Source organism: Flavobacterium piscis (genome assembly GCF_001686925.1).
In the GTDB taxonomy this organism is placed as follows: Bacteria; Bacteroidota; Bacteroidia; order Flavobacteriales; family Flavobacteriaceae; genus Flavobacterium; species Flavobacterium piscis.
Genome location: NZ_LVEN01000008.1, coordinates 150,548 through 175,581, shown reverse-complemented (window position 1 = coordinate 175,581; position 25,034 = coordinate 150,548). Strand labels below are relative to the sequence as shown.

The window sequence follows — 25,034 nt, the reverse complement described above, 5'->3', positions numbered from 1 at the left end:
AAAAAACTTTAAAGCAAATGGCGAGTAAAAAAGTATTGTAGAGGCAGATTGCAGAATCTATCGAGAAATGTGCAGATAAAGAAATAAAAAGAATTCTAAGTTTATTTCAGTTCCACAAAATTAATTTAATTGTAAGAAAAATTGCTTTCTTGTAAGAAATTTAACGTTCCATTTTGTAAAATGAAACAATGAAATTTTAAAATGAAACAATATTTAATAATTTACCACAGTAGTTGTTTTAATTGCATACCTTTTAGTTTATGTTATAATCATAGCTTATAGAATTTTGAATTAGCAATTCAATACTTGTAAAACCGTAATGTTCGAAAATGCGGAGCTCTGCTACTAATCTTTTCAATAAAGAATATATTTTCAATATCTAAACCAACGTATGTTACTGTAATCTTTAGTAATAAATCTCAATCAGTCCTTTACATTTACTTCCTGTTAACTTCTGACCGCACTTTGGACAAAGAAAAAAACCTCTCAAAGAAAAATTCTCAATAGTCTTAATTTTCGGCCTAAATGTCAGTGCTTTACTGTCAAGAACATCCTGTACTCGATAAAACAATTCCTCACTAAAAAGCTGTTGTGCTTTTATTGCAATATTTTGCTAGCGAGAGTATCCCAAGCTCAAAACGGCGGTTATGGGCAATGATAAATTTCGCCGCCTTGGTGGGTGTTTTGGTATGGGTATGGGCCAGCAGGGCCGCGATACTGACATTTTTCTGGTGGCCGATCCCGGTTTCGGGCCGAACTGCTCGAAGAGATTACAGCTACTCTCTGGATTACCTCAGGAAGCTGAAGCCGGCTGTTATAAGTGGAGTAACCATCACCTTCTTTTAGGATATAACATTTTCTTTTACCAGACGCTCCAAGATGGCATTTCGCTGCTGTTCGAGTATTCCCAGCATAAAATTGCTGTCGATATCCAGCACACTCACAGACAAACCGTATAAGGGATGATAATCCACGCTCACCAGAACCAGAACATGCAGGTTGTTGGTAAAGGTTTGTCCGGTATTTTTTTCAAACTCCTCAATACGAACCGCTCCACCTCCCCATTATTTGGCCATCATCCTGGCTATAATCGCGTTACCGTTCTGCGCTTTTTCCACCAGCTCAAAATAATGGATCTTTTTATCTGTCTTATAGGAATGATTGGTGATATCGGCCAGTACATAGAAACGCTGTCCTTCAAAACGCGAACTTATCGTGTCGTGGATCATATCATTAAACGCTGATAGTCTGATATACTGCGCGGGGTTCCATTGGTCGAGATTTTTTTGTATATGGCTAAGGTACTACTATTGCCCTAAATCTCAAAAAGGCTTATAAAAACAGTTGTCAGTACCTTGTAATTAGTGCAAGTGTGGTCTTGCACAAGAGAGAAATACTATTATTTAATCCTGCTGCGATATATTCTTTTCAGAAACAAAAAATATATTTTTAACGGGATTTACCAAAGCTTTTGTCCAATGGAGAATGAATACTTTTTTTAAAATGAGAATAAAACCGCTAAAAGAACTAGGTTTTTGCACAAAGAGGTTTGCTCCCTTATTAAAAGTCTCTTCAATTTCATTGGGATGATTGGAAGTGGAGAGCATAACGGCAGGAATTTCCTTAAGTTTTTCATCGCTCTTGATTTCTTCCAATGCCTGCTTGCCTCCTTTTACGGGCATATTTATGTCTATAAAAACAATATCAGGTTTTGGTTCAGCAGGATCTTTAAGGGTGCTCACTAATTCCTCGCCATTTCCTACCGTAATAACTTCAGAAGGGACTTTTGTTGCATTAAGCGCTTCCATAAATAATTCCTGATCATCCTTATCATCTTCAGCCAATATAATTTTTATCGGCTCTTTTCCTTGTAAATCTTTATTAGTTGGGGCAGAATTTTCAGAACTTATCATATCAGGTGGTTTTACAATTTCCAAAAGTACTATTTAATTACCTAAAAAAAAATTTCCGCAACCTAACAATGTTACACTCTATAATAGCTTAGTAGATTATTGAAGTAATAAGCTGTATATTATTAATTAAAAGTTACATAAAAGAGAGATTAAACCTTTTTTAAAGTGTTAAAAAACGTCAAAAAGGTGGTTGAAAAGCTTATGGAAAACCTGTGGCCAAATACACATGACAGCGGACAAATAAAAGTACTATATATAAAAACAACGGCCATTTCTTGTAAGTTTAATTTTCGCTTTTTACCCGACATTGACTCATTTGATAAAATTAGTACAACAATAAATTATATTTTAAATAAACATTTTTTAAACTCCTGATAATTGATTAATTTGGTTTAATTCTATGTAATAAAATTTTTAGTTAAGTCTTAAAAATACCGAAAAAAAAAATCTTACGTGTCCTTATTTAATCTAATCATATGAATATCGAAAACCAACAGGAACTTTATTTATTAGTGATGAATGCCCCTGTCGGCATCTGCGTCCTGGATGCCCGGACACAGGTTGTTGAAATTTTAAACGACAGCTTTATAGCCGTGGCCGGAAAACCGCGCGAAGCAATCCTTGGTCATTTTTACTGGGATGCTTTTCCTGAAGCGCGCCCATACTATGAAAGCGCCCTGGCGGATGTTATTTCTGACGGGAATCCTTACACTGCCAGTGAAGCCCAACGCAAGGTGATCAGGCACGGTAAGGAAGAAACTGTTTATATGACTTTAGTATACGCCCCCTTAAAAGATACAGCCGGGCAGGTAAAAAAAGTGGCAGTATGGGCAATGGATAATACCACGCAGGTCATACAAAGGCAAAAAGTAGAAGAAAGCGAAAAATTTGCGAATACCGTTTTTTATAATTCTCCTGTGGCTAAATTGGTTTACACAGGACCTGATATGGTTCTGCGCGCAGCCAATGAGAAAATGCTGGAAATATTCGGCAAGGGTGATTCCATTATCGGCTTGCCCATCATGGAAGCAGTACCCGAGCTTAGGGAGACGCATTTGTTCGGGGCCTATAGCAATGTTTTAAATACAGGAGAAATTCATTCCCAAACGGCCTCCCGGATCATGTTCATCCAAAATGGCTTACCTTATTACGGTTATTATGATTACACATACAAACCGCTATACGATGCGAAAGGTAAGATCTATGGTGTCATTTGCACTGCAATTGATGTAACAGAAGAGGTAGTGGCCAGCAACAAGCTGGCAGAGGCCGAACAAAACATGAGAGGTGCTGTTGAACTTGCACAGCTCGGTACATGGAGCATTGATGTGGCGTCAAACGGTCTTACATATTCCGACCGCCTGATCGAATGGTTTGGTTATGACCCTGCCGCACAGGACTATAATGAAGTTATACCGATACTGCTGGAGGAAGACCAGCAAAGGGTTGCAAATGCCGTGGCATGGGCACTGAATCCGGAATCAGGAGGAGTCTATGATGAAATCTATACGGTGATCCATCCCACAACCGGAAAGAAAAGAATATTGCATGCCCAGGGAAAAACTGTTTTTGATCCCGAGGGGAACCCGGTACGCATGAACGGAACCGCACAGGATATTACCATCCAGATGGAACTGCAGATGGAGCTGGAAAACCAGATACAGCAGCGTACCGAAGAGATTGCCGCTGTTATTGAGGAATTAAGGGCTACAAATGAAGAATTGGAACAGACCAACGTGCAACTCATACATTCCAATGAGGAACTCGAACAGTTTGCCTACATAGCTTCCCATGACCTGCAGGAACCGCTTCGCAAAATCAGCACTTTTGTGCAGCTTCTCGAGGGCAAAATCACAGAGCATCTTGACCCAAAAACACTAGGCTACATAGATAAAATAAAAGATGCCACTGCTCGTATGGGCAAACTTATCCGCGATGTACTCGCCTACTCTGCCCTGCCAAAAGACGATGAGTCCTTTGTTGCAGTCAATCTTGAAGATACCGCCAAAAATGCGCTTGAAGATTATGATTTGCTCATGGAGCGCACAGGGGCTGAAGTCACATGGAACACGCTGCCGGTCATCAAAGGCATACCACTTCAGATGTCCCAGCTGTTTTTTAATCTCATAGGCAATGCCTTAAAATTTATACGCCCCGGCGTAAAGCCTAAAATTCATATCCATTGTACTATTGCTTCCCCAGAGGAAGCCCGGTCAGTAAATCTAAAAGAAGGAATATCCTATTATAAAATTCAGTTTACCGATAATGGCATCGGCATGAAACCCGAAGACACCCAGAAAATTTTTGATATATTTCAAAAATTGCACAGAAAAAGTGAATTTGCAGGCACAGGAATCGGGCTGGCAATGTGCAAGAAAATTATCCAGAACCATCATGGTGAGATTGATGCCCTGCAAAGCAATGAAAATGGAGCCGTATTTAACGTATACCTGCCAAAGAACTTTTAATTCATGCTATTTACAATGTAGGCTTACCTTTGTTTTGCAGACCTGACAGCAAAATCCTCTTGGCCGCAATGATTGAAAGAAAACTATTTCTGATAAAAAAACTCCAAAATTCAAATTTGGAGGTTTTTTAAATATGTCTTAAACGGATCAGTAAGTTGCATTTCCCTAAGGTAAAAAGTGTCCAACTTAGAAAGAACTACCAGTTCGAAAAAGTTAATCAACACATAAGCTGTTCTTCAAGCTGAAGCTGTAAAGTTAAGCCACTAATGACGAATTGATAAAGCTCTGTCTTCTAAACTGATATATAGATCCTGCAGTAAAAAGTACCAATAAAACAAGAAGTGTAGTCGCTATTACCGGATCTTTTATGTCCTTTGCTAAGGGATGTCCTACCGGAACTCTGGTAAAAGTTTCATTAACAGTTGGAACAAGAGACAGGAAAAAACTAAACGACAGCCAGAAATTTTCAAAATAACGTGCTCTCCCGCTGTTTTTCTTTTTTGAATTCAGAAAATAAGCTGCTAACGCCAGAATGATAATAAAAACAGCAAAAACATGTCCGGGATTGAACCCGCCATGTTTTGAAATGCCCAATGAGGTTAGTGAGGTAACGACTGTTCCGTAAAAATAGATTTTACCGGATAATGCGTTCAAATTGATTTTACCGTATTTGATAAAGCCTGTTAATGCTGCTATAATTGCGGCAACACCAATGATAGTATGAAAAATTCCTAAACTTGATAATCCCATTTTATATTGATTTAAATTTGTTTGATAATACAGTACAAACTTCCGATAGATCGAGGGGATTCATTTTGTGAATTAGTCCAATTATTTGGCAATTTAGTTCATAAAAAAAGCATCCCTAAAATAACTATTTAAGGATGATTAGAAACCTGAACTTATAATTAGTGCTTGTTATTCTGCTTCTGTCGGTAGTTTGTTGGACTAACACTGTATTTGCTGGTAAAACTTTTGGTGAAATTTGCAAGATCATTAAAACCGCAGTCAAACGCTATTTCAGTAATACGCTGATCCGAAACCTGAAGCAATTCGGCGGCTTTCTCCAGCTTCCTAGCTTTAATATAATTGGCAGGTGTATCGTTGTATAATTTTGCAAATTCACGTTTGAATGATGACACACTCAAATTATTTTGTTGCGCGAGTTCTTCAATTGTGAGCTTTGAAAATAAATTTGCTTCAATTATTTGTTTGAAAGTGTAAGTTGTGGGAGAAAAAAGCTGTGATAATATTACTTGTATGGATTCTGCATTTTGTGTTTGTGACAGCAAAAGGATAATCTCTCTTACTTTCAAAATCAGGATATCTTCGTTGATCAAAGAAGGATTTTCAAAATAAAACAATAATCCTTCGATGTATTTCTGAATAAGAAAATCGTTGTTTATTTTTTCACTTGATTTATTCGATATTATATTCTTTGGTTTCCTGAGCAATAATGGAAGTTCCCTGTCGTATATCTTTTTTAATATCTCCGGATAAAAGGTCACAATCACAATTTCACAATTACTTTTTGAACTTGAATTGTAAATCTGTTTTCCTGAATTTATACAATTTAGCAATAACGAATAATTCATAGCGATATTAATTTGTTCGTCATCGATCTGATATTCAAGCTCACCTCCTTTCACATATAAAAAACAAGCCTGTTCTGTAACCGGAAAATCAAATTTAAACGGCGGTGTCAATTCAATTTTCTGAATCAGCGTCTTGCCGTATAGATCGTGTTTTTTATAATCGTTTACCATGATATTTTTATGTCTTCTTTATTGTTATAAGCTGCCTTCAGAGTTGAGTTTTAACGATTAATTTTTCTAATTCTTCACGGTTATCTTCGCCCCATTGTGCCGTGAATTCAATTGCAGGAATAAGTGATTTTCCTAAAGAAGTCAATTTATACTCGACCTTTAAAGGGCGTTCGTTAAAAGTGATTTTGGTTAAAATGCCGTGATTAACAAGCTCATTTAACTGATTATCGAGCAGTCTTCTGGATGCTTTTGGTATTTTGCGCTGAAGTTCACCTGGACGTTTTATGCCTGAGTAAATACACCAGATCAGACTGATTTTCCACTTACCCTGAATGACTTCCATAAACAAATGCAGTCCACAGTTTAAGTCTACAGGAATCTTCTTTTTGTACATAATTAATTGAATTGAATGCCAAAGGTAAAGTATAAAAATGATAAATCTTATACGGCTGAATTTAGCCGTACTTGATTGATTTAAAAGCGGTTTGTAGCTTTACAAAAATAAAAATATCATGAAATACAAATTATTCGGCACAGGAACGGGCTTATATTCAAGCGAGATTATATTGGGTGCAGCTAGCTTTGGAACGCGCAAAGGACACGGAACAAACCCCGAAGAAGTTCATAAAATATTAACTGCTTATGCGAATGCGGGCGGAAATTTTATAGATACCTCTGATCGTTACCAGCTTGGAGAATCTGAAGAACTAATAGGTCGGTTTATAGAACATCAGCGCAATAATTTTATCATCTGTACAAAATATACCCAAAGCAGTGAAGCCAACCCTAAAATCAGCAATTTTGGAAATCATCGCAAAGCAATGAGACAAGCTGTAGAATCAAGCTTGAAACGCCTAAAGACTGATTATATTGATATCTATATGCCACATTTTGATGATGATGTTACACCGCTTGACGAAATTAGTAGAGGTCTGGAAGATTTAGTTAAAAGCGGAAAGGTTTTATATACAGGCTTGACTAATTTTCCTGCGTGGAAAGTAGCTGCCATAGCCGCTTCTACCAAATTGACTGCTGTTCAAATCGAATATAATTTATTGCAGCGTACTCCAGATCGTGAATTTATTCCAATGGCAGAACAATTAGGATTAGGAACGATGATGTATTCGCCTTTGGCAGGCGGCACACTAACCGGAAAATACCGAAAAGGAGAAACCGGACGAATAACGCTTAGCAATTCTGATTATCTGGAAGATGAGAAAACAAAAACAATTCTGGATCAGCTTTTTGTCGTTGCGCAAGAAATTGGTGCAACGCCCGGGCAAGTAGCCTTTAGCTGGGTAAAATCTAAAGGAGCTTTTCCAATATTAGGCGCTCGTACACTTGATCATTTTTATGACGGAATAAAAGCGTCTTCAATAGAATTAACAACTGAACAGATTCAACAATTGGATCAATTGAGCGCTATTACTTTGGGGTACCCTCATGACCTTCTGGCAAGTGTGAGAAGTTAGTGTGTGTCTAAGTAAAAATACCCATCAAAAAAGAATTTACGCATTATAATTGATTATGTAAATTGGTAAGTTTGATTCTATAGTAAAGATTTTTTTATAAGAAAAAATATCGCAATATATAGATTTACTCTGTTATCCTCTTCGATGTCACATGCCAATACGATTGTTTAAAGAAGCTTATAAGGTTACAAATAATACTTCCATAAATTAGTTTCGTAATATAAATAATATAAAATGCTAAAGTACATATGATACAAATTCATAGATCATTAATAAGGACAGAAAGCTACACTTTGAGTTTTGTGGCAGAATCGTGGCAAATGGTGTTTTTGAAAACTAGAAATTCAGCAGTTATTTTATCTCAACAATCATTTCTACTTCAACTGCCATATTTTGCGGAAGTGTAAATACACCAACAGAAGTACGCGCATGTCTGCCCTGCTCGCCAAATACTTCAATTAATAAATCCGAAAAACCATTCATTACTTTTGATTGGTCCGTAAAGGAATCGGCAGTATGTACATAACCATTTACTTTGATTATCCTTTTTATTTTGTCAAGACTTCCAAAAGTCTGCTTAAGTATCGCCAGCTGATTTATAGCCGATAACCTGGCAGCCTGATAACCTTCATTCGCAGTTAAGTCTTGCCCTACTTTACCTGTAATATATTTACCATCTGCTTTAAATGGTCCTTTTCCCGAAAGGAATACAAGATCTCCAACTTTTACCATATCCTGATAACTTCCTAACGATTCTGGTATTTGTGGCAACTCAATTTCCAACTGCTTTATTTTTTGCTCGGGAGTTTGTGCGAACAAATTAAAACTCAATAGTAGTAATACAAAGGTTGTTATATTTTTCATTGTTTATTTTTATTTATTAAAAAAGAAAAGCCATCATATAAAGACAGCTTTCCTGATTTTGCTTTTATTTATTTTATGAATTTGATCAATTCGGCATTGAATTTCGGAAGCTCTTCAATAAACAAGGCATGACCGCTTTTCTCGAATGGAACCAAAGTTGAATTGGCAATTGATTTATGCATTTGCTCAGCCAATTCATAAGAACATATTTTGTCTTGTGTTCCGTGAAGGATAAGAGTTGGAATTTTGATTTTTTTCAAATCTTCTCTTAAATCAGTATCACGAAGCGCTTTCATAGATTCTGCCATTGCATATGGAGAAGCCTGTGCCTGAATAGTTCCAAGCCATTCACCTTGTCCTGCAGATACGCTTGTTTCATTGGCCGGGAAAATTTTTCCAAAATTCTCAAACAATTGTGGTCTGTTAGTATTATTAAGGGCAATAAGACCGTTTACATCTTCTTTTGTCCAAAAACCATAATTAAAGTCGGCTCTTTTAGTCCATAACGGAGCTGCTGCACCAAACAATGCCAGTTTTGAAACGTGGGCTGCATTGTATTTGGCTACATAATGAATCACTGTTGCGCCTCCCATAGAGAATCCGCCGATTGTTGCTCCTTCAATTTTAAGTTTGTCCAGAATCACTTTAATATCATCTGCATAAACATCATAGTTATATGCCCCACCCGGTTTGTCTGATAATCCAAAACCTCTTAAGGTAATTCCGATAACGCGGTATCCTTTCTGGATAAGTTCTGCATATTGGTACTCGTACATGGCATCACTCAATGGCCATCCGTGAATTAGTACTACTGGTTTTCCTTCTCCTAAATCAGTAACATGCAATTTTACATTTTTTTCTACTTCAATATACTCTTCTCTTCCAAGGCTTGCAGGTTTTCTTTGGCTTTGAGAGAATGCAGTTGTTACTGCTAATAAAAAAATGGCGAAGCTTGTTGTTACGATTGTTTTTAAATTGGTTTTCATTTCTTTTGTGTTTTAATTGTTATTTTAAAATTTTGATTTTTATTTCTGTCATTTCTTATTGACAGGACAAAATTGCGGTTTTCTTAATCATAAATCAAATTAATAATTTTTAGTATTTATAAATTTTATTTATAATTTATTTTTTCATTACCAGAATTGGCTTTCCTTTTTCTACTATATATGTTGCCAGTTCCGAAGCTTTTGCGTGGCTGTTATTTCTTGCAGAGTGCACTACGCCTGCCGGAATAAAAAGTACTTCTCCAGCCTTTAAAGTAACAGGAGACTGACCTTCAACTTCATACTCTAATACGCCATCAAGGACATAAATAACTTCCTCACCCGGGTGAGAATGCTTTCCAAAAGCGGTATGAGCTTCAAAATCAATTCGTGCCTGAACCGTTTCATATCCGGGAACACTAAGATCATAACGTTGTAAATCAGTCCGTTTTATTCCTGATTGTTGTGCAGAAGCAGTACTTGTAAAAATGAATGCTAAAAGGCTAAGGGCAGAAACTGCGGTCGATGCAAAATTTAAAGTTTTCATGTTTTTAGTTTTATTTAATTTGTTGATTTATTAATTTTCTTGTCAAAAGTACCAAGGCATTCCTTGTATTGAAATGACAATACAGCCCGAACGGACAAACGGAGTAATGAAGTGGACAAAAGTGGAGTTATCAGTATTATGGAGTATAAAATCCTGCGAGACTAGTTATGATAAGATTCCCCTTCTTTCCATATACCCACTATAGACAGAGAATCTGAAATATTTACAATTGGATCACCTTTAACTAATAGTAAATCGGCTCTCATTCCTTCTGCAATTAATCCCCTGTCTGATAAATTAAATCGTTTGGAAGTTACTGATGTCGCAGATCTTAATGCCTCAATTGGGCTTAATCCCGCTTCTACCAACAGCTGCATTTCATGATGAACGCTCACGCCATGTGCAAGGCCGCCTAAATGGGGCATCGGTACTGATACATCTGTTCCTACAAGTATATCTACGCCTGCATCTCGTAAATCTTTCACATTATTAAAGTTATCTTCCATATTGCCTTCCGGAAAAGTATTGAAACAAGAACACATAGTCATTTTCCAGTCTTCATTTAATTTATTTTCAACTCTTTCATCATGGGCAACATGACAGGCAGAATTTCCTATAATCGATGAATTCAATACCAGACAGGGTGTTACGAAAATTCCTTTACTGGCGATGGATTCGATAAGATCTTTCGTCCAATCCGGTCTATCGATAAATAAATGCGCCAGGCCATCTACACCAATTTCAACTGCTGTTTTTGCTGCTTCGGCTGTTAAAACGTGCGCTATGGCAATTTTACCTAATTTATGGGCTTCTTCTATTGCTGCTTTTAATACGTGAGTTTCAATAACAGGCAAACCCGGTGCATTCATTACGGTTCCTTCCTCAATCATTATTTTGAAATAATCTGCACCATTATTTACCTGACGATTCACAAAATCTATCGCTCCTTCAAGTGAAGTAACATCGGGACTTAATTCCTCTTCTTCTTTCTGGGCCTGGTGAGCAGCTATAAATACAGCCTTTTCTTCTTCGCTCATTTTCTCCATTTCTTTTAATACAAATTCAGGGATTCCATTCCCTTTAGGAATCAGTTCGTCAGGATGACCCCCGGGAGCTGTCAGACCCATTCCCGCAGAACGAACATCAGCAGCATCAGTGATTCCTTTTAATTGCGTATCACGTCCCTTTTTGGTAAAACCTCCCATCATTTCTAACTCGGTTGTTATACCAAATTTTAATGCATCTTTTAAAAATTCAACTGACGTATGAACATGAGCATCTATTAAACCCGGAAGAAGAGTACATCCCGTTCCATCGATCACCTCATCTATATCATGTGGCAATTCATTAGAAACAGAAATAATTACACCGTCAATAAAAACAACGTTTTTTTTACCAATCACATTTTTACCATCAAAAACATTCGCGTTTATAATGGCTTTACTTTTAGTAGTAGTCATTTTGTAGTTTTTTAAATTATCTTTTGGCAAAATTATCTAATCAATAAGGGTTAAAATAGCTACATTTGACACAAAAAAAGCTCTAAAAGGTCAAAATAAATGGAATTAAATGTTAGAAAGGAATTCGGTTTTTTAGCTGGTTTTGCTGATTTATTAGGTACCGAAGTAAAAAATGGAATATTAGTAATACCCGAAACTAAAGGCAAAGGATATTTGATGGGATTTAGATTAGACAATTCAATAAATATGCTTGTAAGTTTTTATGAGTTTAATGATAATCTGCTTGCCAAGAGATTTGGAAGTCAAAATACATTAAATAGAATACTGTTTTCTTTTAATAATATTTTTCCGGATGCTAATTCAAAAAATAAATATTCAAGAGAAGATTTGCCTTCGATTCAAATTTTTAAAGGAAAACTAAATATTGAAACATTTTATCCCGGCAGAACCAAATTCAATTCTATTTTTATTGGAATTGATTCAGATAAATTAGCCAAAACTTTAGGATTACATATCGATAATGAAATTTTTAAAAATATTATTGATAGTGAACAATCCATTCTTTTTGAAGAGGTAATTTCTCCAAAAATTCAACAAGTAGCTTTGGAAATTATTCAAGCTGAAATTCGGGATTCTTTGAGTGATTTTTTCTTTAAAATTAAAGCCGAAGAATTAATATATCTCACTTTAAAAGAGCTTTTTAAAAGAGAAAATCCTACCACGCACGCCCTGAACCAAATCGATGTTCAAAAAATTTATAAAGTGAGAGATCAAATTTTAACTGAAATTAGTGAACCTCCGATTATTAAAGATCTTGCTTCTCAAATAGGAATGAGCGAATCAAAGTTTAAAAGGTTATTTAAACAAATATTTGGAGACAGTTTTTTTAGTTATTACCAAAAATTTAGAATGAAAGAAGCTGCCCGATTGCTAAAAGAAAACGAAATGTCTGTTTCACAAGTTGGTTTTAGTCTGGGATTTTCTAATTTAAGTCATTTTGCTAAAGTTTTTGAACAACATATCGGAACCAAGCCAAAATCCTTCCAAAAAATCAAATAGAATTTAAAGAGCAAATCGCAACTTAAAAAGCAATTAAAATACTAACGAAAAAGGTATGAGCGAATAACGAAAAATGAAGTTGATACCTTTTCTACCACAAAAAGTTAAGGCGGTTTTTAAAGATATTTCACCCGTTTAGTTTTGTCACACAATCGGGGCACAAGCCATTTTGTAAAGACTAAATATCCTAAAATCAAAGTCTAAAATGTTTAAGTTCGAATCTGCATCTCTCCGATGCAGCAATTAACCACCCAATATTTACTTGGTTTCAAAATTATGGCCCGAGTACTAAATTCATTATTATACTATATAATTTTATTAGATCAAGTGGAAGAACATAACCATCTAAAATATTATAATCAGGACGAAATCGAAAATCAACATAGATGAACTTTCAACAAAGAATTTAAACTTAACATTGAAAATATATGGGTAAAAAACATGATTGTTAATCTAAATAATTAATCATGACAATAAAAGTAAAGTCTTTTTTAATATTGTAGTATTTTTATTTACTTTTGGCCTATATTAAAATTTAACTATTATAGTAACGATCATTAATCAAAATCGTTAAAACTTACAGCACTAACAACCAAAACCTCGCAAAAAAAATATGAATATCATAAAATCAAGCCACTATACTTCAGCAAACCTGTATCAAAAGGTGCTATTTCAATCTCTATTGTAGAATCTACAATCTTGCTTAATCCAAAAATAAATCACGCAACAAGTGCATTTTAGTTCTATTTCTCAAAAAATAGAATAGAACAATAATGTCTACTTTTCAAAAAACCACAACCCATTAATGAGACAAACAATACTATTATTATGTTGCTTTCTTTTTTTATCAAATACTTTACAGGCACAAATATCAGGCACAGTTAAAGGATATGTAACAGATACGATAAACAATTCTAATTTAACGAATGCATCAGTTTCTTTGTTAAGAGCAAAAGATTCCATTTTACTAAAATTTACCCGAGCCAAAGAAAATGGTTATTTTGAATTGAATAATATTAAAGCCGGTAAATTTATTTTACTTGTTTCTTATCCCAAATATGCTGATTTTGTAGATCAATTTTCTGTTGATTCTACAAAGTTACTCAAAGATTATGGTAAAATTAATTTGGCTGATAAAGGAAGATTACTATCCGAAATAATTATAAAAGGCAATAGAGCCGCCATGAAAATCAAAGGAGATACGTTAGAATTCGATCCAAAAGCTTTTAAAATAGAACCTAATGCAAAAGTGGAAGATCTGATAAAACAGTTCCCGGGAATACAAATTGATAAGGATGGAAAAATTACCGCTCAAGGCGAAACTGTAACCAAAGTTTTGGTTGATGGTGAAGAATTTTTTGGTGATGATCCCACTTTAGTTACAAAAAATCTACGTGCGGACATGGTTGATAAAGTACAATTGTACGACAAAAAAAGTGATCAGGCCGCTTTTACAGGAATTGATGATGGCCAGAAAACCAAAACGCTAAATGTTAAACTTAAAGAAGACAAAAAAAATGGTCATTTCGGGAAAGTAGAACTCGGAGGAGGAACTGATAATTTTTACAAAGGTCAAGCCATGTTTAATAAGTTTTGGGATAAGAAAAAAATAGCAGCTTATGGCATTTTTGGGAATACAGGACAAGTAGGATTAGGATGGGGAGACAAAGATAAATATGGCCAAAACAGTTATCAAGTAGCTGATGACGGCGGTATTAATTTTACAAGTAGCGGAAATGATGAATTAGATAGCTGGGATGGTCAATTTAATGGTGAAGGAATTCCGGTAGCTCAAACTGGCGGAATACATTTTGACAATAAATGGAACAACGATAAAGAATCTATCAATGTAAATTATAAAATTGGCGATATCAAACTTTCAGGAGATCGCAATGATATTAACCAGCAAAATTTAAGTTCCAGCAGCATTTACAATAATTCAGACAAGAGTTTTGAGAAAAACATGACTAAAAATAAACTTGATCTGGCTTATGAAATTAAAATTGATACTACTTTAACTTTAAAATTAAACGTAGATGGATTATTTAAAAACAGTAATTCAAGTGAAGCAGAAATGCGAAAAGGTACTGATGAACAAGGTAACCAATTGAATAATCTAAAACAGACAACTACAAATGATGTTGATGATAAAATATTTAATATAAATACTTTATTAACCAAAAGACTTAAAAAAACGGGCCGAACATTATCTCTTAATTTAAGCCAGTCGAGTACAAATAGCAAAAGTGATGGTTATTTAAATTCCAAAGCTGAATTTTTTACAACATCCGTAATTAGTCCGGACAGCACCAAAGTAGTCGATCAAAATAAAGTCAATAATATTACCAATACAGCTTTTAAATCAAATTTAATCTATACCGAACCGTTATCTAAAAGCCTGACTTTAATTCTTAATTATGGCTTCAACATAAGTAACGGAAAATCTGATCGTAAATCTTTTAATCAATCCAAGGATGGAAATTATAATGTTCTGGATTCCGTCTTTAGTAATAATTATGAATTAGACCAAACGATAAATCAACTTGGGGGGATTTTTAATTACAAAAAAAATAAAACTGTTTTTTCTTTTGGTTCTAAATTTAGCGGCGTCAACTTTAAACAGTATAATGTTTATACAGATGAAAATTTTACACGAAAATTTATCAACTACATGCCTCAGATCAACTATCAATATAATTTTAAACAAAGAGAAGTACTGCGTTTGTCGTATAACGGAAACACCGATCAGCCAACATTAGAACAAATACAACCGATACGAAACAATCAAAACCAATTGAATACGATTTTGGGTAATCCAGATTTAGATCCTTCTTTTAGAAATATTTTTAGAGGAAGTTACTATTCGTATAAAGTACTTAGCAATCAATATTTTTCGGTTAATGCAACGTACAATTTTACGATAAATCCAATAATAAGTAATGTGGTTACAAATGATAGAGGACAAAGTATCTCTCAATTTGTAAACCTAAAAGACAAAGCTACAACAGGTTATTTTTTGAATACTAATTTTGGCAAAACAATCAAAGCTATAGACATGAACGCAGGAATTGGTTTAAGCGCCAACAAAAATGTAAACTATAATTACATCAATACAAAACTGAATGAAACTAAAAATTCAACTTATTCCTTTAATTTAAATTTATCAAAGTATAAAGAAAAAAAATACAATTTTAATACCAGCTTCGGACCCACTTATAACGTTGCTAATGCAAGCATCAACGAAAATAGTAATAGCGATGGCTGGGGTTTTAATGGAAATTTCTGGACGAGTATAGAATTACCTTTTAAACTGGAAATTAGCACAGATGGTAATTATCAATATAATGGAAAAACGCAAGTGATTCAGGAAACTTTTGAACGTTTTATCTGGAATGCATCTATCACCAAAAAATTCTTTAAAACCGATAATTTGCGAGTTTCTATAACGGGAAGAGATCTTTTGAACCAAAATGTAGGATTTAATCGTTCGGCCTATAATGGAAACATCAACCAAAGTACTTATACCACTATCCAAAGATACTTTTTATTCTCTGTAAGCTGGGATTTCAGCAAGATGGGCGGAGGAGAAATTAAACAAAACTAAAACCATGAAAACAATAATAAATCGCATCTTAATTTTAATAATTGTATTAACAAGCTGCAATACTTTTGCGCAAAATGACCACTTTGTGCAAAATGGCGTAATCGAATTTGAGAAAAAATCGAATATGTATGCTTTGATTACAAAAAAACTAAAAGGAGAAACTGATAGTTATTATCAAGCTGCTTTTGAAAGTTATAAAAAAACCAATCCACAATTTAAAACTACAAAAAGCATTCTCAGTTTTTCGAAAAACAAGAGTTTATACAAATGGGATGAAACAAATCAGTCAACAAGCAACAGTTGGATTGCTGACGATGCAATGGCTAATTTAAAAAATGTTATCGCCACAGATCTTGATACGAAAACCAGTATTACACAAAAAAATGTTTATGATGATTTATACTTAGTTAAAGACAGTTTACGCAAAATTGACTGGAAAATCACCGATGAAACCAGAGAAATAGCGGGTTATGAATGCCGCAGAGCAAATGCTATAGTGCTCGATTCTGTTTATGTTGTTGCCTATTACACTATTCAAATTCCATTTGCTGGTGGACCTGAATCTTTTACAGGCTTACCCGGAACAATTTTAGGATTGGCTATGCCTCACGAAAATATGACATGGTTTGCTACAAAAGTTACAGAAATTCCAGTTTCTGACAAAGATTTAGCCCCGCCAATCAAAGGTAAACCTACTGACAATAAAGGACTAAACAAAATACTATTGGATGCTTTGAAAGATTGGGGAAAATGGGCAAAAAAAACATTACAAGCCTACTCTTTATAACTAGCTATTAAAACCTATTTCTTACACATCAAAAAACATAACAAAATAAAACAAAGAATCCCAGTTGAAATATTTTAACTGGGATTCTTGTTTCTGTTTATATAGCATGGAACACTTACCGTCATGCCTACTTAGTATAAATATGATTCTGACCATTAGCCTGTAAATTAAAAATCGCCTCTTTTAAATCTTTTCCAAGATTTGATGTAATAGAATGCAGTACAATTTTTAAATCATTAAAATTATTTGGCTTAACCAGATAGCCTATTGCTCCGCTATTTAAGGCCGTTTCTATATCATTTTTGTGAGAAGAAGTGGAGATCATAATAACTGGTATATCCTTATGCAAGTCGTCTTCTTTCAGCAACTTTACGCATTCCCAGCCATTCATAACAGGCATATTAAGATCTAGAAAAATAAGCTGTGGTTTTTCAGCAAGATTACGAAGTATCTCTATCACCTCATTGCCATTTATTGCGCAGTGGCAAATTATATCTTCGCTTAAATCTTCTAATGCTTCACAAAACATTTCTGTATCATCGATGTCGTCATCAGCCATTAAGATTGTCTTGTTTTCCATACTAAATTTCATTTTCTTTTTGCAACAGTGGAAGTTTTATAATAAACGTAGCTCCTTTGGCAAGACTGCCAATAGCAACAATACTTCCTCCATGCCTCTCTACAATTTTTTTACAAAGTGATAAACCAAGACCCGTACCTTCATAACTATCTTTAGAATTAAGTCTGGTAAAAGTTTCAAATATCTGCTCTGCCTGCTTTGGCTCAAAACCTATTCCGTTATCCTCTAATGTGATTACTGCAAAGCTATTACCCTCTTCAATTATTGTTTTTGAAACCAAAGTTATTGTTGAAGGTACATCTTTTTTTGCAAATTTAATTGAGTTATTGATAAGATTATAGAATAACTGGTATAACAGTACTTGCGCGCCTTGTAAAGTTGGAAGATCAGAATGTTGGATATTTCCACCGCTTTTCTGAAGCGCTATTTCCAAATCTGTTTCAATATTCTTTATAATTTCATTCAAATCAACCATGGTTGGCTTTTCTAAATCTGCGTTGATTTTAGAATAGGCCAAAACACCATCAATCATGTTGTACATACGATCAGTGGCCACGTGAATCCTGTCAATGAATTTCATAGCAGATTCATCTAACTGCCCTTTAAGATGATCTTCCAGGCGGCTGGTAAAAGTTTTGATTTTTCGCACCGGCTCTTTTAAGTCGTGTGAAGCAACATGTGCAAATTGCTGTAAATCTTCGTTAGAGCGCTGGAGCTCTTTGGTTCGATCCTGTACAAGACTTTCCAGGCTATAGTTGATCGTCTTATGCTGGTGAATATCATTACAAGTACCAAACCATTTGGTGATAATTCCTGTTTTGTCTCTTATAGGCACAGCTTTACTTAAAAACCAACGATATTCACCCGTTGCTCCATTCTTCAACCTAAATTCAATCTGATAGGTTGATCCTGTCTGAACGCTCTGATACCAATATTGGGTTACAATGGCAACATCATCAGGGTGCAGTATCGGAATCCAGCTGGAATCACCAAATTCACTTTCTTCAAATCCTGTGTACTCGTACCAACGTTTATTATAATAATCAATAAAGCCATCTGGTCTGCTTGTCCAGATAATTTGTGGTACAAGATCTGCCAACTGTCTAAATTTCTCTTCACTTTCCTTAATAACCTGCTGCAGCTCTTTTTGTGAAGTAATATCGCTTGCCGAACCAAACCATTCAATTACATTACCATGATCATCCAGAATAGGGACTGCTCTTGAAAGCGCCCATCCAAAAGTACCATCGGTATTTAAAACCCTATGCTCCAATTCAATTATTCTTTTGCTGGAAATAGATTCATAAATACTACTCAAAATCCTTTCTTTATCGTTGGGATGAATATATTTATCTATCCAGTTGACAATAGGTTTCCCGGTATCGGAAAGAAAACCATGTCCCTCCAAATTACGCATTACCGTCCAGTCGGCATTCATTCGATATACCACATCTGATGAAGCATTAACCAACGCCCGGAAACGGCCCTCACTTTCCTCTAGTTTTTTTCGTGATGTCACTTGCTCAGTGACATCGATTGCTACCTGGATCATCCCCGTTGTCTGACCGTTTTCAATTAATGAGCGGTACGCGAGATTATAATAATAGTCCTGCACTACTCCATTACGACTGTGTGAGACAAGCACTTCATTTTGATCAAAAGGAATTCCCTTATTGTAAACGTTTTGAACTTGTTTCCATACATATTGCCCCTTGAGTTCAGGCAAAACATCAATTAATGGACTGCCAATAACTTCCTGACCGCGGCCAATCATTTCAAGCATGTGCTTATTAATCTGCTCTATTACCAAATCATCGCCCATCAGTACCAAAGTCGGTGAAGGCGTCTGATCAATCATTGATTTTAATCTGCTCTGGCTATCTTCCAGCTTGCGTCTGGCCAGTACTTGTTCTGTTACATCAATGGCCATGTGCAATACAGCCGGACTTTCTTCCATTTCATCAATACAGTCATAGGAAAAATTAAAATAACGTCGCTCGAGTTTGCCATCAATTATTAAGTCTACAGGCTGCTCATCTCCTTTAAAAGGAATACCCGTTTTCTGTACGTTAATAACAGTTTGGAGCGCCGGCTGACCAATCAGTTCAGGCAGCGCTTCAGTCATTTTTTTGCCAAGGGCTTCTGCTGCATTTTCTTTATTCATGAACTGCAGCATTGGTTTATTTATACTTTCTATAATTACATCTTCTCCTTTAGAAAGCAGCATGGCCACCGGTGCCTGCTGAATCATATTACGAAAGCGCGTCTCACTTTTCTGCAGTTTTTCCTCTGCTTGCTTTATCTCTGTAATATCACGGGTAGTTCCGGCAACAGCTTCTACTTCGCCTTGTTCATTCAAAACCGGGGCCAGGATATAATCATAAATACGGCTGCCTAATTCAGCATGAGGAAAAGATACTGTTCCCCTAACGGTTCTTTTTGTAGCAACTACTTCATCAATTTCTCTTTCGTGCATCTGTGCATGCCATTCCTCATAACCGTTCTCTCTTAAACCGCGACCAATGGCATCCTGCTCTGATTTACCCCACATGGTAAGCAAAGCCTTGTTGGCATAAGTAAATTGATAAGATAAGTCAAAAACATAGACCAGATCAGGAGTATTATTTGTAATAGAATCGTAAAATCGTTTTTGTTTTTCTGCGGCATTAAGCAAATTTTCTATTACAATAGCTGTTTGTTTTCTCTCGCTTATATCTTCTGTTGTGAGTATTATCAATTCAGCCTGCTTTAACGCTGTAAATTGAAGCCATTGTATTTTATCTGTATCATCAAAGCATTTTTCAAAACTAGCGGCAACTCCACTTTCAGCTACTTTAATAATTTTTTCGAGGATATCAGCATCTTTTAGATTGGAAAAAAATTCACTATAACGCCTGCCGTTGTAATCGGTTTTTCCCGTCAGATTAAGCATGTAAGAATTAGAATGGAGAATTAAAAAATCGTCGATCTTACTTTCGTAATTGTACATGGGCTGCATTACTGTCATGCCATTTGAGGCAGAGTTTAAAATGGTATGAAAGAGGTCTTTATTTTCTAATAACTCCATGTATTTACTATTATCTAAAAAAGCTTTTCTACTTTCTTAATGTTTTTAACATCAAATTTAATTAATCATGTGATTAAACTAAAATAAATCAAAATGTTTTTTGATATTGTCCTCAAAAAGGATTTTTACTGCAATTTCATTTTTATAAATTTCCTCAAAAATGAAAACTAAAATGACTGTCTAATAGCTAACGTTCAGGTAGCTTAATCTTTTGGTAACCTTTTGATAATTATCATAGCCTAGCTTTGTTTATCAATACAACTTATTATGTTATTCCTTCTTTACTTAACCTCGATTCAATCCTTAATTACTGCTTTATTAATCTTTTTTAATAAAAAATTCAGGCAGGAAGATTTTTACCTTAGTCTCTTTTTCGGAACAATATTCTTTCACCTTATATATAAGATCTCCATACTCTTCTTTTATCAGGATGCCAATCTGTTTGAAAAACTGCACGGGAGTTTCTCTTTCCTCTACGGTCCGTTGCTTTATTTTTATATGCTTTCGGTCTTTGGTAAACCCATTTCAACCCGAAAAATCTGTTACCATTGCATTCCGTTCTTTATAGGTTTTGCCTTCAATATTATTATAGTCTTTATTGCGGTAAGCAATCCGGTATTCCCAAAAATCATCAAACTTTCTAACCTTATCGTGATGCTGCTTTTAATTCCCACTTTCCTGGGTTATAGTATTTATTGTTTGAAGTATATCCGCTCTTCGCAACCAGATCCTTCCCGAATCTTTAATTTAAAAATCAGCATCGTAAAAGTTATTGGAAGTGTTTACTGTTCTTTAGGAATATTAACTGTTTTGGGACTTTTGCTTTTGGCTTTTAATATGGAGATGATCATAAACCTTCGTTTTGTTTATTATTGCCTGATGCTCTTTATCTTCATTTACGTCATTCACATACGCTTTGCGATATTTTTTGAGATTCAAAAACTGGTCATTGAACTTAAAAACGAAGAAAAATATAAAAACTACGAATTGAAATCAGATGAAATGAATGAGATTATCAACGCCGTTCAATCTTATTTCAAAACCAAAAAAGGCCATCTTGATTCTGAATTTAATCTGGACAAACTTTCTTCCGATTTAAATATTTCGAAAGTAAAAATCACTCAAGCGCTCAATGTCGAATTGAAAACTAATTTCTATCAATATATAAACTCATTAAGAGTTGAAGAAGCCAAAAGATTAATTGATAAAAAACAAGACGCCAATTTTGTTACGATTGGTTACGAAAGCGGATTTAAAAACAAATCGACTTTTTATAAATATTTCAAACAAATTACCGGAGCAACTCCAAGTGATTACAAAAAAGTACTTGAAGAAGCTTTATCATCAGAAAATGCATTCTCGTAAAGCCTGTTTTTTTATAAGAAAAGTATTTCCATATCCAATTGAATTTCAGAATAACAAGTCCTTCATATTTAGTTAACCATTTGATATTATTCACAAATAACTAATAATCAATTACTTAAAAACAATTTTAGTCTTTTTTGTACGCCTAAATTTAAAAAGACTTCCGGAAAATAACCATCAGATAGTTTTGCAGCAGAAAATAAAAATTAACTACACACAATGAAAAAACTACTATTGTTATTTGCTTTGATTTTATCCGGAAATCAACTTATAGCGCAAAATTATGCTTCAATGATCGGAAAAGTTTCTGATGGAAAAACGTTTTTACCAGGAGTAAATATTTCTATTTTAGAAAGAAAAACGGGAACCTCGACAGACTTTGATGGTAATTTCCAAGTTTCGAATTTATCCGGAGAAAAGCTTACAGTCTCATTTAGTTATATGGGATACCAAACGATTACCAAAGAAATAAAATTAGTTTCGGGTATTAATAATCTGGGAACGGTTACTCTTGCTGCAGAAGAAGGAGCATTAAAAGAAATTATTGTAAAAGGTTTTACCGGACCTTCTCAAATTAAAGCCTTAAGCATGAAAAAGAAATCCTTGGCCATTATGGATGTGCTTTCTGCAGATGCTGTTGGAAAACTACCAGACCGCAACGCTGCTGAAGCGGTGCAAAGAATGCCAAGTGTTAGTGTAAACCGTTACCACGGAGAAGCCAATCAGGTGAGTGTTCGAGGAACGCCTTATGGATGGACATCGACTTTATACAACGGAACAAGATTGCCAAGTGCCTCTGTAATGGGAACGAGAAACACACTTCTGGATGCTATTCCGACTGAAATGATTCAGTACATTCAGTTATCAAAAGCGATAACTCCTGATATGGAAGGCGATGCCATTGGAGGATCTGTGAATTTTATCTCCAGAACGGCTCCTAAAAAAACAATGCTGAACGCGAGTCTTGGAGGCGGTTACAATCAAAAAGCTGAAAAAGGTTCTTATAATGCCTCTTTAGTTTACGGACAAAGATTCTTTAAAGATAAATTGGGGATTGTATTGGCGGCTTCTATTTGGGACAGAAATTTTGCTACCGATGAAATGGTGGTTGATTACAACATTAATGCGCCCGTTCAATCTCAAAAATATGGCATTAATACCGTTAATGCTAAAAGATATTTTGGGCAAAGAACTACAAAAGCAATAAGCGGTGGAATTGATTTTGAATTGAACGATAAGAATAAGTTTTTCGGAAAATTCTTGTATGATAAATTCAGGGATGTGCGTCCGGTTTATGAATCTTTCTATGACTTTGCTAAAAAGAGATACACTTTTAGCTACCGTTATTCTGATTATAAAACAGATTTAAATGGAGTAGAAATTGGCGGAGAACACAGAATTGGTTCTAAATTGAAATTTGACTGGTCGTTTGCCAATAACGAAATGACGTATCTTTTAGACACTCCTCCAAACATGCCTTCGGATATGAGAGGATTACCAATTGCACAGTTTTCTCAAAAGTTGGTTGGCGATTTTGGTGTAAGATCATCTGACGGAGCGGTATATAATACTTTTGATTCTCCTGATGGAAATGGTGTAAACATTTACAACATCGATCCAAAATTGACGAATCCAACGGATGTTATGGATCCGACAAGATTAACTTTACAACAATTGGTCATTACCCAATTGGACCAAAGAGATCATGATAAAGTGGGGCAAATTAATTTTAATTATGATGCTACCGACAGATTTATAATTAAAGCAGGTTCAAAATTAAGATTCAAGGATTATCAAGGACAGCAAACGCCAATCGTTTATTTGCCAGGTGCCGCTTTAGGAATTCCGGGTTCGCCAGCCTTACTTCCGATGAGCAATTTACAAACAGAACCTTATCCAAATGCAAATAATTACTTTTCAGAAATTGGAAATCCATTCAATAATTTAATTGTAAACCCAATTACAAAAAATCAATTGTTTGATATTTTCACGCCATCCTACTTAAAAGCAAATGGCTTTGCAGATTATTCTCCGGCCTCTAATGTAACAACAAAGTTTAAAGGCGAAGAAAATGTTTTCAGCGCTTATGTTATGGGAGTTTATGATTTATCTGAAAAAACAAAAATCATTGCAGGCGCCAGAAACGAAGAAACAAATGTGACGATGAGCAGTACCGCTTATGATTCGCAAACTAAAGTAGCGACACCAATTACCAAAACATCATCGTATAATGCGTTCTTGCCAATGGTACATTTGAAATATGCTTTCAATGAAAACATCAATTTCAGAGCGGCTTATACCAGAACTTTTTCAAGACCAAATTTACCCGATTTAAATCCGAGTGAAATTATTGATGTGACCGCTGGAGTTCCAAAAATTACCAGAGGAAATACAGATTTAAAACCTACTTTTTCTAATAATTTAGATTTTATGGGAGAGTATTTCTTAAAAGATATTGGATTGATTACGGCGGGTGTTTTCTATAAAGATATTAGCGACTATATTTTCAGGGATATTTCAGCAGAAAGAATCAATAACGTTAATTATATCGTTACGCAGCCAAAAAACATTAAGGACGCCAGTTTATTAGGCTTTGAATTTGGAATCACCAAAAGATTTACAGAATGGAATGGCTTCTGGGGCGGATTTGGAATCGATTTTAATACTTCAATTATTAAATCAAAATTAGAAGTTTCCCGATATGATGCACAAGGAAATGTAACTGCTACAGATGAAACTACACTTCCAAATCAATCTAAGTTGTTGTTTAACTCTTCGCTTTTCTACGAAAAATATGGTTTCATGTTTAGAATCGCAGGAAATTACAGAGGAAAATCAGTAGAAACGATCAATCAAAATTTAGGTCCGGATTATTATATTTCTGCTATGCAAAATTTCACAGTTGATTTCTCTGCAGATTATTCTATCAGCAATAAAATCAAAGTTTTTATGGAAGTTAGAAATCTTACTAATGAGCCATTCAAACAATTTCTGGGGAATAACGAAGGTAGAATCACCAACAGCGAATGGTCATCTATCAATGGTCAGTTAGGTTTTAAATACCAGATTTTATAAGATTCATTTCTTTTCAAACACTTT

Annotated in this window: 18 protein-coding genes; 8 read left to right on the top strand and 10 right to left on the bottom strand. The window is 34.9% G+C overall.

The features are described 5' to 3' along the window. Window positions 1-647: 647 nt before the first annotated feature. Entirely contained in the window at window positions 648-959 is a 312-nt protein-coding gene (locus FLP_RS25730) for a hypothetical protein (RefSeq protein WP_065448496.1), read from the top strand. Between the two features lie 444 nt (window positions 960-1,403). Here the strand turns inward: FLP_RS25730 and FLP_RS05395 are convergent, their stop codons facing one another. Beyond that, window positions 1,404-1,937, bottom strand: a complete 534-nt coding sequence (locus tag FLP_RS05395) for a response regulator (RefSeq protein WP_083195801.1) — start codon at window positions 1,935-1,937, stop codon at window positions 1,404-1,406. Window positions 1,938-2,389: 452 nt separating this feature from the next. Between FLP_RS05395 and FLP_RS05390 the strand changes: the two genes are divergently transcribed. Then, window positions 2,390-4,381 carry an ATP-binding protein gene (locus tag FLP_RS05390; protein WP_065448495.1) on the top strand — a complete coding sequence of 664 codons (1,992 nt, stop codon included), beginning with the start codon at window positions 2,390-2,392 and terminating at the stop codon, window positions 4,379-4,381. A gap of 255 nt (window positions 4,382-4,636) precedes the next feature. Here FLP_RS05390 and FLP_RS05385 read toward each other — a convergent pair whose 3' ends face one another. From FLP_RS05385 to FLP_RS05375, 3 genes are all read right to left on the bottom strand, one after another. Further along, the gene (locus tag FLP_RS05385; protein WP_065448494.1) at window positions 4,637-5,131 is read right to left on the bottom strand and encodes a hypothetical protein; all 495 of its coding nucleotides are present in this window, start codon (window positions 5,129-5,131) and stop codon (window positions 4,637-4,639) included. 158 nt (window positions 5,132-5,289) lie between these two features. Next, window positions 5,290-6,147: an AraC family transcriptional regulator gene (locus tag FLP_RS05380; protein ID WP_065448493.1), complete on the bottom strand. Its 858-nt coding sequence runs from the start codon at window positions 6,145-6,147 to the stop codon at window positions 5,290-5,292. Between the two features lie 37 nt (window positions 6,148-6,184). Beyond that, window positions 6,185-6,541, bottom strand: a complete 357-nt coding sequence (locus FLP_RS05375; RefSeq protein ID WP_065448492.1) for a winged helix-turn-helix transcriptional regulator — start codon at window positions 6,539-6,541, stop codon at window positions 6,185-6,187. Between the two features lie 118 nt (window positions 6,542-6,659). On the opposite strand from FLP_RS05375, the gene FLP_RS05370 reads away from it, so the two are divergent. Further along, window positions 6,660-7,619: an aldo/keto reductase gene (locus FLP_RS05370; protein ID WP_065448491.1), complete on the top strand. Its 960-nt coding sequence runs from the start codon at window positions 6,660-6,662 to the stop codon at window positions 7,617-7,619. A 351-nt stretch (window positions 7,620-7,970) separates the two neighbouring features. Here FLP_RS05370 and FLP_RS05365 read toward each other — a convergent pair whose 3' ends face one another. The 4 genes from FLP_RS05365 to FLP_RS05350 all read right to left on the bottom strand — a co-directional run bounded on the left by FLP_RS05365 (window position 7,971) and on the right by FLP_RS05350 (window position 11,473). Next, window positions 7,971-8,483 (bottom strand): RidA family protein, encoded by a 513-nt coding sequence (locus FLP_RS05365; RefSeq protein ID WP_065448490.1) that lies wholly within the window; start codon window positions 8,481-8,483, stop codon window positions 7,971-7,973. A gap of 68 nt (window positions 8,484-8,551) precedes the next feature. Further along, window positions 8,552-9,469 (bottom strand): alpha/beta fold hydrolase, encoded by a 918-nt coding sequence (locus FLP_RS05360; protein WP_083195800.1) that lies wholly within the window; start codon window positions 9,467-9,469, stop codon window positions 8,552-8,554. Between the two features lie 136 nt (window positions 9,470-9,605). After that, window positions 9,606-10,013 (bottom strand): cupin domain-containing protein, encoded by a 408-nt coding sequence (locus FLP_RS05355; protein WP_065448489.1) that lies wholly within the window; start codon window positions 10,011-10,013, stop codon window positions 9,606-9,608. A 161-nt stretch (window positions 10,014-10,174) separates the two neighbouring features. Then, window positions 10,175-11,473: an amidohydrolase family protein gene (locus tag FLP_RS05350; protein ID WP_065448530.1), complete on the bottom strand. Its 1,299-nt coding sequence runs from the start codon at window positions 11,471-11,473 to the stop codon at window positions 10,175-10,177. Between the two features lie 99 nt (window positions 11,474-11,572). Between FLP_RS05350 and FLP_RS05345 the strand changes: the two genes are divergently transcribed. The 3 genes from FLP_RS05345 (at window position 11,573) to FLP_RS05335 (ending at window position 16,923) form a co-directional block, all read left to right on the top strand. Then, window positions 11,573-12,532 (top strand): helix-turn-helix transcriptional regulator, encoded by a 960-nt coding sequence (locus tag FLP_RS05345; RefSeq protein WP_065448488.1) that lies wholly within the window; start codon window positions 11,573-11,575, stop codon window positions 12,530-12,532. Between the two features lie 805 nt (window positions 12,533-13,337). Next, a complete protein-coding gene (locus FLP_RS05340) occupies window positions 13,338-16,136 on the top strand; it encodes an outer membrane beta-barrel family protein (protein WP_065448487.1) in 2,799 nt (932 codons plus the stop codon). Window positions 16,137-16,140: 4 nt separating this feature from the next. Continuing rightward, window positions 16,141-16,923: a GLPGLI family protein gene (locus tag FLP_RS05335; RefSeq protein ID WP_065448486.1), complete on the top strand. Its 783-nt coding sequence runs from the start codon at window positions 16,141-16,143 to the stop codon at window positions 16,921-16,923. 127 nt (window positions 16,924-17,050) lie between these two features. Here the strand turns inward: FLP_RS05335 and FLP_RS05330 are convergent, their stop codons facing one another. Together FLP_RS05330 and FLP_RS05325 are read right to left on the bottom strand one after the other, a co-directional pair. Next, on the bottom strand, window positions 17,051-17,503 hold the full coding sequence (locus FLP_RS05330; protein WP_065448529.1) for a response regulator: 453 nt from the start codon (window positions 17,501-17,503) through the stop codon (window positions 17,051-17,053). Window position 17,504: 1 nt separating this feature from the next. After that, complete coding sequence (locus FLP_RS05325) at window positions 17,505-20,510, bottom strand: PAS domain S-box protein (RefSeq protein WP_165606647.1); 3,006 nt, start codon at window positions 20,508-20,510, stop codon at window positions 17,505-17,507. Between the two features lie 327 nt (window positions 20,511-20,837). Between FLP_RS05325 and FLP_RS05320 the strand changes: the two genes are divergently transcribed. Further along, the gene (locus FLP_RS05320; RefSeq protein ID WP_083195799.1) at window positions 20,838-21,935 is read left to right on the top strand and encodes an AraC family transcriptional regulator; all 1,098 of its coding nucleotides are present in this window, start codon (window positions 20,838-20,840) and stop codon (window positions 21,933-21,935) included. 219 nt (window positions 21,936-22,154) lie between these two features. Continuing rightward, window positions 22,155-25,010 carry a TonB-dependent receptor gene (locus FLP_RS05315; protein ID WP_065448483.1) on the top strand — a complete coding sequence of 952 codons (2,856 nt, stop codon included), beginning with the start codon at window positions 22,155-22,157 and terminating at the stop codon, window positions 25,008-25,010. Window positions 25,011-25,034: the final 24 nt, after the last annotated feature.